Annotated in this window: 9 protein-coding genes; 5 read left to right on the top strand and 4 right to left on the bottom strand. The window is 51.1% G+C overall.

Annotation, left to right across the window (positions count from 1 at the left end; all coding sequences use genetic code 11):
* Positions 1-177: 177 nt before the first annotated feature.
* Complete coding sequence (locus tag EPL00_RS21620) at positions 178-459, bottom strand: hypothetical protein (RefSeq protein WP_135855272.1); 282 nt, start codon at positions 457-459, stop codon at positions 178-180.
* 598 nt (positions 460-1,057) lie between these two features.
* Positions 1,058-2,038, bottom strand: coding sequence for a hypothetical protein (locus tag EPL00_RS21615; RefSeq protein WP_202932738.1), 981 nt, complete (start codon positions 2,036-2,038; stop codon positions 1,058-1,060).
* 79 nt (positions 2,039-2,117) lie between these two features.
* Here EPL00_RS21615 and EPL00_RS21610 point away from each other — a divergent pair, with 79 nt between their 5' ends.
* Positions 2,118-3,320 carry an outer membrane protein assembly factor BamB family protein gene (locus EPL00_RS21610; RefSeq protein WP_162224301.1) on the top strand — a complete coding sequence of 401 codons (1,203 nt, stop codon included), beginning with the start codon at positions 2,118-2,120 and terminating at the stop codon, positions 3,318-3,320.
* Positions 3,321-3,761: 441 nt separating this feature from the next.
* Here the strand turns inward: EPL00_RS21610 and EPL00_RS21605 are convergent, their stop codons facing one another.
* Positions 3,762-5,144, bottom strand: coding sequence for an ATP-binding protein (locus tag EPL00_RS21605; protein ID WP_135855270.1), 1,383 nt, complete (start codon positions 5,142-5,144; stop codon positions 3,762-3,764).
* Positions 5,145-6,765: 1,621 nt separating this feature from the next.
* On the opposite strand from EPL00_RS21605, the gene EPL00_RS21600 reads away from it, so the two are divergent.
* The 3 genes from EPL00_RS21600 to EPL00_RS21590 all read left to right on the top strand — a co-directional run bounded on the left by EPL00_RS21600 (position 6,766) and on the right by EPL00_RS21590 (position 9,811).
* Positions 6,766-7,140, top strand: a complete 375-nt coding sequence (locus tag EPL00_RS21600; protein WP_135855269.1) for a hypothetical protein — start codon at positions 6,766-6,768, stop codon at positions 7,138-7,140.
* A gap of 92 nt (positions 7,141-7,232) precedes the next feature.
* Positions 7,233-8,387, top strand: coding sequence for a tetratricopeptide repeat protein (locus EPL00_RS21595; protein WP_135855268.1), 1,155 nt, complete (start codon positions 7,233-7,235; stop codon positions 8,385-8,387).
* A gap of 77 nt (positions 8,388-8,464) precedes the next feature.
* Positions 8,465-9,811 carry a DNA methyltransferase gene (locus EPL00_RS21590; protein ID WP_135855267.1) on the top strand — a complete coding sequence of 449 codons (1,347 nt, stop codon included), beginning with the start codon at positions 8,465-8,467 and terminating at the stop codon, positions 9,809-9,811.
* Between the two features lie 4 nt (positions 9,812-9,815).
* Here the strand turns inward: EPL00_RS21590 and EPL00_RS21585 are convergent, their stop codons facing one another.
* Positions 9,816-10,142 carry a hypothetical protein gene (locus EPL00_RS21585; protein WP_135855266.1) on the bottom strand — a complete coding sequence of 109 codons (327 nt, stop codon included), beginning with the start codon at positions 10,140-10,142 and terminating at the stop codon, positions 9,816-9,818.
* 507 nt (positions 10,143-10,649) lie between these two features.
* Here EPL00_RS21585 and EPL00_RS21580 point away from each other — a divergent pair.
* On the top strand, positions 10,650-12,683 hold the full coding sequence (locus EPL00_RS21580; RefSeq protein ID WP_135855265.1) for a DNA cytosine methyltransferase: 2,034 nt from the start codon (positions 10,650-10,652) through the stop codon (positions 12,681-12,683).
* Positions 12,684-12,880 lie beyond the last annotated feature (197 nt).

Genomic DNA, 12,880 nt, shown 5'->3' with positions numbered 1-12,880 from the left:
TCACTTAGTAGTATGTAACAATATGTATTAAAATGCATACTGGCTTTACGCGATGGGAATTAGACAGATTGGCGAAAATGTATATCAACGGCGAACGGTGGTACCCAAACGCTTGACCACCTCAGTCTAGTCTCCTCCGGCCGAACGAGGGTAATTATGATACCCGTGAACACGACCTTATCCTTCGGACATGTCCGTTACTGCCATTCCGATTCCGTATGTCAGTGAGACTAACGCGACACCGAACATGAGAAGCCACAGGATAAGGATGAAATTAAATGGAATGGTCCGCACTCCCTCAGGGAGGACGCGCTTTACTGCGATCTCATCTGGAACAATCGGCCGGTAGACCAGCTGTACAACCATCATAACGAGTCCAGTGGTCCCACCGAAGGCAATCGTCCACCAACTCCCGCCATCGTAGGGGGTCTGTCGGAGGATACTGACGTAGTCGATCATGAGCGTAACCCCGATGGAGTATAGGAGACAAATGGTAATGGATACTATAGAATAATCCAGTAATAGAAAATGTGAACTCAGGCCGATACATACCCCTACAACGCTACCAACGAGTGATGCTCGCTTCGTTGGCGGGCTTCGAGGTGGCTTCTTGGATGCTAAAGACGAAGTGGAGTGGCTTGATTGATCGGGGCTCATTGATACTCACCAGCCGTTGACGGGAAATCGGTTCGGGGGGTACCGTTCAATACGGACAAATGTAAATGTGGTTATAATAAAGGAACCGGTTTTCTATAGTGAATTGTTCGTGAGATCTTGCCGTCTACAGATAAGCAAGGGAGTACCTCAGGACTTGACTCCGAAAATGAATTCGTCACAGACTTTTAATTAATATAATTAGTGCAACAGAGTATAATCAGAAACCCTAAACGCGGCGCATCAAGCCCTCGATGAACACACGTCAGTTGAAGAAGAAAACTAGACGGTGTCCTCAAGCTATTCTTGTCACCCAAACCACCATAGAGGTGCGTACGATGAATCCGGCGATAAGATGACTGGAGATACTGTGGTGTTCAGGTGGCATCTAATGAAGGCGGAATTAAGAACTGTCGTTGACGTACAGCGCACAACGGTAGAGTTCACCATCATACCACAGCAATTTCCCAGTAACCGCCGTATCGACGGCCTTCAAACCGAGCGCCGTCAGTAACGCTTCAAACGTCTCGGGGAGCGGCACGGTCTCCTCGTAGGTTTCTCGCCGGACGGCGTCCTCAAGCAGGTTCCGAACGTCCGCCGAGAGATTCTCGGGCGTGAGTTCGACGTCGATACGCGACCCGAAAACAACGTCTCGGAACTGTGAGTGAGAATTAGCCACTTCGATGGCTAGCGTCGTGTGAGCTGTCTCGGTGATGCGCTTGTGAGTTACATGAAGTCGATAGGCCCAGTTTCCACCGTCAGTCATCGTCACGATGCGACCGTCTAACTCGCCCGTCGCAAGACGACTCTCCCGCTCGACGGGGCGGCGTAAGACGTAGGCGTCCTCGCGGAGCAATTCCGCGCTATTCCCTTCACCGCCAGTAACTGCGTTGCTGTGGAGGATCTTGACGACCCTCGCGGCCGGTCGGTTGAGTTCGTCTACTAGTATCGCGTCGTTGGGAACGTCAGCTTTGTCTGGGAGTGGTTCAGCCCGGATTAGAGTGCGTTCCATCTGCTTGCGACCGGTAACGAGGTTCGTGGTCTGATAGTAGCTCCCTTCGTATTCAACGTAGGCGTCATCGGGCAGTGGTTCGTATCCGTACGTCGTGTGTCGGCCGTCGGGGAGAATGGCGGCGAGCGCGGTCTGCGCTGGGTTGCCAAAGAGGGCGTCATCGTCGGGGTCGAAGAGGGCGTGTTCGACCGGGGAGACTTCGATTGGTTCGATGTTAAGCGTGTACCTTGTTTGGGACTTGCCGGAGTCGAGAATATCGGTTGTACAGCCTGCAAGTGCTGGGAGGGCTGTTGTGCTGATAGCTTGGAGGGTCTGGCGGCGGGTAACCATATCGAAGAAGGGTTTCGCTTCCCATTTGAATATACTGCTCATGATTGACGGCGAGACCGACGCGAAGCAGGGATCACGTACGAACCTGAAAGCTTATACGATAACTCGCTAAGTTAGAATTGTGTCACTATCGCGTCGGGATCTCCTCACATCAACTGCTCTTCTCGCTGGGACCACCGGAGCAGGCTGTCTTTCAAGCGACTCGAATTCAAGCCAGCAGCCAGTCACGAACCCAACGACGGCCGACCAATCAGACCTCCCTCCGGAACTCCGAACGACCGGCATCTCTCTGGACTGGTATATTCCGCTCGGGAAACGGATTCCACAGCCCGCCATCGACAATACAGGAGAATGGGTCTTTGCAACAAGCTCAACCAACGGACTCGCTACCCTCGATACCACCGACGGTACACAGCGATGGCAGAAACAACACCCCCAATCAGGCTGGCTCGCCCCGACCACCGCAGACGGACACGTATACGCCACCGACTACGAGACACTTTTCGTCTACGACATCGAAACGGGCGAGGAGATGTGGCGTCGTGAGTGGGGCGACGCGGGAACTATTCAGGCAAGCCCGACGGTTGAGGAGGGGACGGTATACTTGCCGAACAGTAGTCTTCCGACGAGTCATACTGATTCGAAGTTTGCGGAAGATCTGTTTGCGTTTGGCACTGGGAATGGATCCCTCCGTTGGAAGCGTGATATAGCTAAGCATGACCCGGTTGTAGCGTCTCCACTCGTTTACGAAGACACGCTGTACGTCCAGACTGAGCAGACTGGTCTCTTCGCGCTAGACCTCTCGGATGGGGCGGAGAAATGGACGTTTGAACCGAAGGCGACTGCGACACGGATGGGGGAGGGACCACAGATCGCGGGGGGTACCCTCATCACGAGTACCCGAAATTTCACATACGGACTTGACCCAGCGACCGGTGACGTGCGTTGGAAGACAGCGGGAGTCTACGGTGATCCAGTTACCGATAGGTCGACAGTCTACGCACGTGGCGACGGTGGGTCTCTCTACGCGCTACACGCAGCGGATGGAACGGAACAGTGGCGGTTATCGCGTCCGGGTCGCCTCCGAACAGTATCTATCGCAGACGGGAGTTTGTGTGCGAATTTCGTGCGCCAGACCGGTGAGAAGGATGTCAACGACAGCATCAGCACGCTCTACGGTATCGATGGAGCAGGGACTGAACAATGGCGGTTCACACGCCTCTGTGAAGGATTCTCGAAAGCATCAGCCATGAACGGGCAACTATTCGTCGCTGGCAGATACGGAGACGGCCGACTGCACGCATTCACTCCCACAACCGTATAACGCCCGACCATGACTCAAGAGACGGAGCCGAATCGTCCAACCAATGTAGGCTACTATGCTATTAGACGGAGTCGACGAGCGCGGCCAACCGTGCGGTCGTATGACCGTTTCGAGACCTCTCCGACGATCACGTCAAACTCAGCGGGTTCCTCGCGACTCGATGATACAGACCGATAGCGCATATCTCCGTCTTCAGGCGCAGGAGGAGGTCAACGGTCGGAGGCGAGTGAACGCTTCACTCGGCGTAATCGTCATTGCTACACAAATTCAACACACAGCCATGTCCGAATCCGATACTCCGCCCGATAAGACGACGGTGCGACGGACGATGAGTGACGAGTGGGATTGGCGACTCACCGACAGCGCGGAACGGACCTTCGTCGGCCTCGTCGACTACGCTCGCGGGCGCGTCGTCTCGAAGCTGGACGAAGTAGTCGAGGATCAAAACCTACCCACGATTTCTTCGAGATCGAATAGTCGCAGATCGTCGCGTTCGGTTGTTGCGTCTCGAACTGACTGTGTGAAGCCATTTCGGGCGAAAAGGGCGTACTTTCGGGTCACATCACTGCTATCAGGCGACCAGCGAATTTCCTGCGTGTGTTCTTCGAGCGAGGCAAGCGCATTATAATCAAGCGGGCTATTCGTAAACTTACACTCGCCAGTTACCATCGTTCCATCGACGGTGAGACCGACGACGTCCACTTCGTGTTCCTTGTACCACCAGCGGCCAATATCTGTGAACACCTCGTCGGGATACAGCTTGGGTAGTGCGTCTTGACAGAGTGTTTCGAACTCGTGACTAACGAAGTCGGCCATTTCTGGTTCGATAACGGCCTCGTAGGCGTGATCATTCAGTCTGTCGTACCGATCCTCGTTACCGTAGACGAACCGGAACCAGAAGCGGAACAGCGGGTCGAGAATCCGGTACCGTCCTCGCCGCGACTTCGTCTTGTCTTCGGTGACCGGTACTTCGCGCTCGACCAACCGAAGCCGTTCTAGTTTCTTCGTGTACGTCGAAATTTGCTTCCCATCAATGCCGACCATTTGCGCAATTTCGTTCGATGTGGCATTCCCGGCGGCGATTGCTTTCAGAATCGCAAAGTATCGATTCGGTTCGGTGAGTTCGGTGCGGAGGACGTACTCGGGTTCGTTGTGCAGGAATCCCTGCTGGGTGAGGAGGGCCTGTTGAATAACCGTTCCGAGGTCGTGGTCAAGCTCGGCCCCGTCCAAATAGTACGGTGTGCCACCGAAGACACCCCACGCGAATATTTGTTCTTCTGGTGTGTACGACGCAGGGAAGAACTCCTTCGCAGCGCCGAAGTCGAACTGTTGCAGGTCGAGTTTCTCGGTAAACCGGCCGTACAACGGACTGTTTCCGAGGAGTGTGGCCTCTTCCATCATACTAATTGATGAACCGACCAGTATGAGTGTCGCCGCGGTATCCTGTAGTTCGTGGTCCCACAGTCGCTGAATAACTGACGGCAGACTGTCGTCGGCATCGATGAGGTATGGGAACTCGTCCAGTACGATGACGGCATCCTGTTCGGCGAGATAACCGAGGAGCGACTCCCACTCGGGTTTGATTCTGTTCACGCCGGGGAACGACTCGGAAGCGAGGTCGACGAACTCGTCGAGATGTACTTGGTTCGTGGTTTCGGTCGCTTGGTACATGACGACGTTGGCGCGGTTAGCGAGCGACTGTCTCACGAGTTCAGTTTTACCGAGGCGACGGCGACCGAAGATGACGACCATCTCCGCATCGTCCGACTCGTAACAGTCTTGAAGACGTGCAAGTTCGTTCTCTCGGTTCACGAACTGGTCCATACTATGGGATGGTCAGATACTGGCATAAACGCACCGAATAACCAATTCTAGAATAGCCTAATCTGTATTTGTCTATTCTAGATTTGCTTATTGTATCGATAGACAATCTCTTGTGAACCGCTTCGGGATCAAGCCCCGAGGCACTCGCCTTGCTCAGCCTGTAGTACGCGCTTCGGAAAGTTCGGAGGAACAGCGACCCGTGCCGATATCCGTCACCCACTATCTTTACTGCGGTGGACCACAGTCAACGTTCTCATTATACGTTCTAAAGGTTTGCTCTCCCGATTGTGAGATGTAAATAATGACGTTCATGAAATCACCGTCTTTGTAAGCATGTTCCTGAGCCTGTTTCGCAGTGCGAAGCTCACTCCATGAGGACTGATTGTCGAGCCGAACCCGGATATAATACTGACCGGGCTTCTCCCACCGCTTTTCTTCGACGCAATCGACCTGCATCTCATTTCCGCCTCCTGCCTTTACCTGAAGCTCGTTCCAGAATAGCAAATCGGTTCCTTGCTGAAGTACTACTGAGGCGACGTGTTCACTGTCGTGGCGATTTTGCAATTCAATCAGGCTTATACGTATGGATGGCAGTGTCGGAGAGGACGCTCGGTCGGTACTCATTGAGCAGCCAGCGATACCAGTCATTCCTGCAACTGCCGACAGAACACGTCGTCGAGACATTACAGTCGCGCTCCGGTTCACTGCGTACCTATTATAATACACTCATTGGTAACAGTTTCCCAACAGCTACCCTCTTACTTTCATCTTGTCGCCGTACGTGTCCACACCACCGCGGGAGATGCCCCAAATCGACGCGACGTCATCGTGGTCGCCATCAGTGTAGTCCCCATAGAAGTCGGCGGGCACGCCCTAAATGACTACGAGTTGCCAGCGATTCCTTCCGCGAGGAGTACCCGCAAGCGCATCGGTACACCGAGTTAGGGAAGCTGCGGAGGGCGTCGATGACCGACGAGATATTCTGAGAGGTATGTACACCTCCTCGGGCACGGGAAAATCGTGACAGCTGACGCGTTTTCGAGGACTTCAAGATATATTCTATCTGTCTCGATTTCACTAACCAATGATGCCGAACGGAAAACGGCCTTCATTGGTTAGCTCGACATACTCCGGTCCGGGGCGGACTGTAGAGTGCAGTTTAAGTACAATTCTGGTGGTGTGAAATGAGTGTTTTCTCGCGGTGTGGGCGCTCTATCTTGTGTTTTTCTTCCAGTAGGTTTAAGTTAGATACATGCATAATTATAGTTAGGAAAGCCGGGGCTACACGGACGTGTTCTTCTTTTCGGAAGAACGGTCCGCGGGTGCGACAACACCCGAGACCACGGCTTTCTGCAACCAGCGTGAAAGCCATGTTCGAGTTACCACTAGCGCAAGAAAAGCGTATCGCCAGCGAACTATCTGCGGACCATTCGGAGGAGTAAGTATGGGGTGTCGGAAATGCGGATGCGCGACTCCTCACCGGATCTGCCGTGAGTGCGAGCGTATGGAGCGCGCCGAAGAACAAGCCCAGCGCACGGAACTAGAGCTTAATGTTGCCGACTGTCCCGAGTGCGGCGGTCAGACGAGTGGTGAGGGCGTCGTCTGTTGGAGGTGTCGCTAGATGGCGTTCGCCCAGTCGGAGTCCGAGACCGTGTGCGTCGAGACTGACGTCGAGCAGGTATTGACCGGACTGCAGGTCGGGTTGGAAGGTGCGAGAGGCACGTGTTGCTGTTGCGGTCGGGACCTGCATGACGGCCACTGTGTGACCGTGTACGCGTATCGCACCGCCGGGCACGACCAGTGGAACCTCCCGCGGGTCTATTGTCGGGAGTGTAACGGCGGGACGCTCGAAACGCCCACGCTCGGGACAGTCGAGGTTGTGGCCACCGCGTTCCTCGGCGTGATGCAAGTGGCCTCTTCGCAGACGACGCAGTTGGTGCTGACAGGTGTCGAGGTAGAGGAGTACAGCTTACCCGAGGAAGGAAGCGAGACATAGGAAGCTGCTGTCTATCCGGTAATTGTTTCAGTTATATTACTATAAGATATAGATATCAATAACAAGAAGTAAGGTTGATTTTTATCTTGGATATGGAAGTTCATTCAGAGTTGGAGGACTCCCCGCAATTCCGCCAACCAGTCGATAGAGAAGACGCGATCTGGGAGTTACTGCGAAAGATAAATCGAAAATTCGATGGTGATCAGGTTCACTATAATTACTACTTAACTCGATTAGCTGAAAAACTGGCGAGCCGGATATTATCCTCGGAAGAATACTATGAGGAGATATTAAAGTCAGTTCTTACGGATCCACCATCGACCGAAGGATTAGATCGTGATGAAGTAGTGAAGATACAGTTTACTGCTTTGTTTTGTCTGGCGAAACTCCATCAGCAGCTAGGGGAAACGAAAGAAGCAATCGAAGTCATCAAGGAGCATAAAGAACAGTTTGGTGATTGGGATTTGTTTCGCTATCTACATGCTGAGCTTCGTTCTGAGTCTGGACAAGAGCGAAGAGTAAACAGGGCTCTTGAGGATGTTTGGCAGATTCGAGAGGAAGATTCTAGTCCAGAGTTTGAATATCTCGTGAGCAAAATCATCGCGGTGATTCTTGAAAACGGAGGTACGTACACTGGCTCAAACCGGGAGATTCCAAGTCAACGAGAGGAGTTGCTTGATTTAGCGGAAAAGGCTTCGCGCTCTGCTCTTGGCGACCATCCTGAGTACTCTCCGTATCTCCATGTACGGGGTCGAATTCTTGCACAAGATGGAAACACGGAGGCAGCGAAGAATTGTATTCGAGAAGGTATCGAGAATCTAAATCGAACTCGCGAGTCGCATAAGGGCTTGGTTCGCGATTATCAGCTTGCTCTGTCAAAGGTTGAGTTCACCGAGCAAAAGCAAACATTTGAGAAAAAATCACAGGAGGTGGTGTCTCAGCTTGATTCACTACAGGATGATCTGGAAACAGAGACGCGAGAATTCCAAACACGCATTCTACAGTTCTTGGGATTTTTTGCTGGTCTTATCACAGTTGCTATTTCGACAACGCAAGTGATCCTCTCCGTTCGTGGTTTTGAGGAAGCTGCTCGACTGACTCTTATTTTGAATGGAGGAATTTTAATTGCGTTTGCTGGGTTTAGCTGTGTTCTGCCGTGGCGTGATCGAAAGCGAATGGTCAAACGATCAACGATAGTTATGTTAGCTGGATTAATTTTGATCCTTGGGAGTATCTTCGCGCTATAACAGAATTCCCCTGTGGAGTATATTAAACGACAGCGAATCCACTGGCTTTATTGAATCTGAATAAAATCATCTGCTGAATGACTAACTGGGACCGGGATGACGAGTCGTCGGGGGAACAGCCCCATATGCGAGTCTATGATGACCGTGTTGTAATTGTTGACGAAAACGGAGATAAAATCGAGTACAAAGAAGGAACACAGACAGAAGCTGCACGACAGAGATATCAACATATCCGTAGTGAATTAGAAGATGGCTTTCTCAGGGACTTAATCCAGAAGGTTACGAACGTTGACTCTGCGCTCGACCTTGATACGGAGGAAATGGACTCTACCCATGTAGCACTCTTGGACGAGGTAGTTGACGCGATTACAAGTGAGCGTGGACGTGCTGTCGCCGGATTACTTGTTGGTCAGTTAACCATTAAATCGATTGCTCCAGAGCAAAGTATCCGTCTGCATAAAGGAAGTAAAAGTAGCGCTCACTTCGGATGGGAAGAAGGGTTGTCCATGAGAAGCATCGATAGCGATTTTATCGCACCGGCGCTTCGAGCGAACGATCTACTCCGAGTAAACAAAGACGGTGTGATGATGACCCGGTCGCTTGCTGAAAACTATCCATATTCACAGTTCTATAAAGCGAATATTCGTGGCGCACAAGCTGAATGGGGGAAAATTGTTGAGGCAGTTGAACAAGAGGGTGGTCTTGACGCAGAGAATGCACTCAAATACCTCCTCCTAGGACTTACAAATCGTGGCGAGCGGGCACAGGAAATCCACGAGCAGACCCTTGAGAACGTCGCAGAACTTACCGAAAGGAACCCCTCTGCCGAAACAGTACAGTCAATCATTAACTCACACATCTCCTCATCACGGCATGCAGCTCGGATTTACGAGATTGCACTCCATAGCCTCTATCAAGTGCTTGCGAACAACGGATTACTTGACGGCGAGTTGAAACAACTGACGCAAATGCGGTCCGCTGACAAGAAACACGGAAACATAGCGGATATCGAGGTCGTAAGTCCCGACAATGAGTTCCACATTAAGCGTGCATGGGACGCAAAGTACGGGAAAACCCACTTGCTTCAGGAGTTAAAGGAGATTCGAGGGAAACTCAACAGTCATCAAGAGGCTGAAATTGTTGGGTTTATTACTAGCTCGGAGCCGGAGCTTGATTCCCGAATTCAAGAGCAAATATCGAAGGTAGAGGCCGAGTTTGATGTAGACGTTGAAATCGTCTCATTCGACACCTTTTGCCGGGAGCGGCTGAATAAGTTAAACAATCGCATGGTGCCACCGTCAGACTGGTTAGAAGCTTATGCCGAAACGATTTGCCAGCAACGCCGAGATCAAGCACCTATCGACGAGCCGACGCAAGAATGGGCGAGTGAACTGGGCGAACTCGTAACTCAACACCGGCTCTAACTGGTCATTCGGCCGGTTTGAGAATCATACAGTTATCATCGCGTTCTATGGTTAATTCTGTCCCCATGAATCCAATAGATTGTGCAAGCTGGCGTGGGAAACTAACTGCTACTTGATTATTTGCATTTACTGTGAGCGAACGAACAAGACCTGTCTCGCTGTTTTGAAGCGACTCATCGTCTGATAGCGGTTCAAGGACAACAATCGGTTCGCTATCTCTACATTGAACGAGTATCTTTAGATTCTCGGCTTCGGTCAGGGAGTATGCATCTCGCATTTTAGCCGGAAAGAAAAGTCGAGTTCGGTTGTTTCCCTCTTCATATAGCTCCATGCACTACGGTGCTGACAGTTGGAACGTTATAGGCGTATCTAATGATACTCGGAAAAACTAAAGACCACAACCGTTCTACTTACGTATCTGGTGTAACTTCTATTTGTCCAATAAGCGAATGGGTGATACGAAGATCAGTATCAAGACGAAGCTGATTTCCACCCTGCTCAAAGTGGACCTTCCCTTCGCTCTGGCAATTCGGACACGAAAATGCCAGAGACACCTGCTCCTCAGTGTTCTCCACCGTATCCAATTCCGGGGAACTGTCACAGCCGTCGCACGTAATCTCAATCATGATATTCTACCCTCTACTTTCTCCCCAAGCTACATAAATCTACACCATATACGGTGTAGCATGCTACACCAGTCGCCAATTGCCACAGTTCTACCACCTGCCAATCAGCAAAAACGACGGATAGCGCAAGTAGATACTTACAAACGGAAACCTTTAACCTCGATAGTACGCGAGAAATTCGATATCAGAATGACTTGGCAGGGTGAGTTAGAATGACGAAGACAGTACAGGTTGCGAGTCTCTTCTCAGGCGCAGGCGGACTCGACCTTGGGTTCAACGAAACACAGATTTTTGATATCAACTTCCATCTAGATCTTAACGACGTTGCAATCGAAACACTTCGAGCAAACAAAGGCAACCATATTAATCAAAACTCTGATATAGTTAACGAAGACATTGTAGAGTTTGCAAACGCAGTTCAGGCAGGCGAAACAGCAGACTACAATTTGGAACATTTAAACGGGGTTGAAGACGTTGACTTCGTGATTGGAGGGCCGCCATGCCAGCCATTTTCTGCTGCTGCGCGTCGAACAGGCGGAACAGAAGGAACCGATAGCGAAGACGGACAACTCTTTGAAGCCTACTGTGATCTCATATCAGAATGGCAACCCGAGGGTTTCCTCTTTGAGAACGTGTACGGAATTACGGCCAACGAGGAAGACTGGCTTCCAATCAAGAATGCCTTTGAACAGGCTGGCTACACAGTAAAACCCCGTACACTAGATGCAGCAGATTACGGAGTTCCCCAGCACCGAGAGCGGACATTCATCGTAGGCATTCGAGATGATATCAATCGCGAATTCTTGTTCCCACGACCAACACACGGACCAGACTCACAAGGTGGCCCATCCCAGTTAACAGCAGGCGATGTTCTTGCAGATCTTGATGTAGAGAGTGCTGATGAAGACAGCACATACGAGATCACCTCGAAACATGCGCATCTTCTCGACGAAATTCCACCGGGGCTAAACTACTCGTTCTACACGGAGAAACTCGGTCATCCCGACCCGGTTTTTGCATGGCGTTCCCGCTTTTCAGATTATCTCTATAAAGCCGATCCAAATAGCCCTGTCCGAACCCTGAAAGCACAGCCGGGAGCTGCTTCAGGCCCATTCCATTGGGACAATCGGAAATTCACAGAGGCAGAACTCAAGCGACTGCAATCATTCCCCGACGACTATCAGATTGAGGGAGGATACCCCCAAGTAGTGAAGCAGATCGGGAATTCTGTTCCGCCACGACTAGCTGAAGTTCTTGCAAAAGCGATTGCCGCACAACTGTTCGACTGGCAACCCGAGCAAGAATTGGAAGTACCAACTCCGATGCCAGATGATTACGAGTTGAATTTCCGCTCTCGTAAACGAACAAGTAGCGAGGAGTATCAGCGAAAAGCACGGCAGCGGCTTCAAGAGTTAGGATTATGGGATCCGAATCAAGCGAGAAAAAGTGAGCAGCGGGGACTTGAAGAGTTTAGCGAGAGTGATGTTGACGACCAAACCCAATCATCTCGACGAACCACTACGTACGGGTTTGACGGCTTCTTTACGAGAACAACTTCACCGGAAGCCAGTGGAATTTCTGAAGAAGACTGGCCGCGTATCTACACGGCAACAACTACAGTCGAGCGAACAACGCTACAGGTTGATGTAGAGCGTATCGATTCAAATCATTCTGGCGGAGACGTTATTCTTGAGCTAGCTTCGAGTAATGGACTGCTCCCGGTCATCGATGTTTCAAAAATTCATCTCTCAGCGTCTCAAGTTGCAGTAAACGACATCTACTATCTTTGGTCAATCATCGCAAGCGATGTTGCGCACCGGACGAACTATGAGAAGTTTGTCGATGTTGTTGGCCACTACTCGACAACGCGGAGTGACTACAGCTCTCAAGTTGAGTTCTCCAATCTTGATGAAACACCACGAATGCGTGTGCTTTCGTTCTTCAGCAACGCATCACATTGCAACACCCGCTATACTCTCTCGGAGGTCGCTCAGCACGTCGATGAATCACCGACGGCTGTTGTTGAAGCCATTGAACAACTTCGACAATGGCGCTACGAAATTCGGTCACCATCGACACACTCGACACTCGAATCGACAGAGGACCAGCCAGAAATCCTCTGCACCTACCCCTTCCCAGACATGAATGAAACCTCGCACTTCGAACCCAACCTTCCCCTTACAGAACTCCACGAACAAGCCGACAAACTGGAAGAAACCAACGCCCTCCAAACCACCAACCGCTAAGACAATCAAATGCAGAGGTTAGTTATCGTCTTTTGAATCTTCCAGTTTTTTAGGTCGAGATTGCCCGCGAGGTACGCGCGGCCCTTGTCGGTAATAGCACTGTGTGCCGTTTTCTGCTTCGTCTTGGATGAGTCCAGCAGATTTGAGTTTCTTGATTCTTCCACGGACAGTTGAATTCCGATAGTGAAGCCTTCTTG

It is taken from the genome of Halorussus salinus (assembly GCF_004765815.2).
GTDB lineage: Archaea > Halobacteriota > Halobacteria > Halobacteriales > Haladaptataceae > Halorussus > Halorussus salinus.
This window is presented reverse-complemented; position numbering and strand designations above follow the sequence as displayed.

Bases quoted from the DNA above. Each gene is read 5' to 3' on its own strand.
- EPL00_RS21590 (WP_135855267.1), top strand. From the start codon at position 8,465: ATGACTAACTGGGACCGGGATGACGAGTCGTCGGGGGAACAGCCCCAT.
- EPL00_RS21585 (WP_135855266.1), bottom strand. From the start codon at position 10,142: ATGGAGCTATATGAAGAGGGAAACAACCGAACTCGACTTTTCTTTCCG.
- EPL00_RS21595 (WP_135855268.1), top strand. From the start codon at position 7,233: ATGGAAGTTCATTCAGAGTTGGAGGACTCCCCGCAATTCCGCCAACCA.
- EPL00_RS21600 (WP_135855269.1), top strand. From the start codon at position 6,766: ATGGCGTTCGCCCAGTCGGAGTCCGAGACCGTGTGCGTCGAGACTGAC.
- EPL00_RS21620 (WP_135855272.1), bottom strand. From the start codon at position 459: ATGATCGACTACGTCAGTATCCTCCGACAGACCCCCTACGATGGCGGG.
- EPL00_RS21580 (WP_135855265.1), top strand. From the start codon at position 10,650: ATGACGAAGACAGTACAGGTTGCGAGTCTCTTCTCAGGCGCAGGCGGA.
- EPL00_RS21605 (WP_135855270.1), bottom strand. From the start codon at position 5,144: ATGGACCAGTTCGTGAACCGAGAGAACGAACTTGCACGTCTTCAAGAC.
- EPL00_RS21615 (WP_202932738.1), bottom strand. From the start codon at position 2,038: ATGAGCAGTATATTCAAATGGGAAGCGAAACCCTTCTTCGATATGGTT.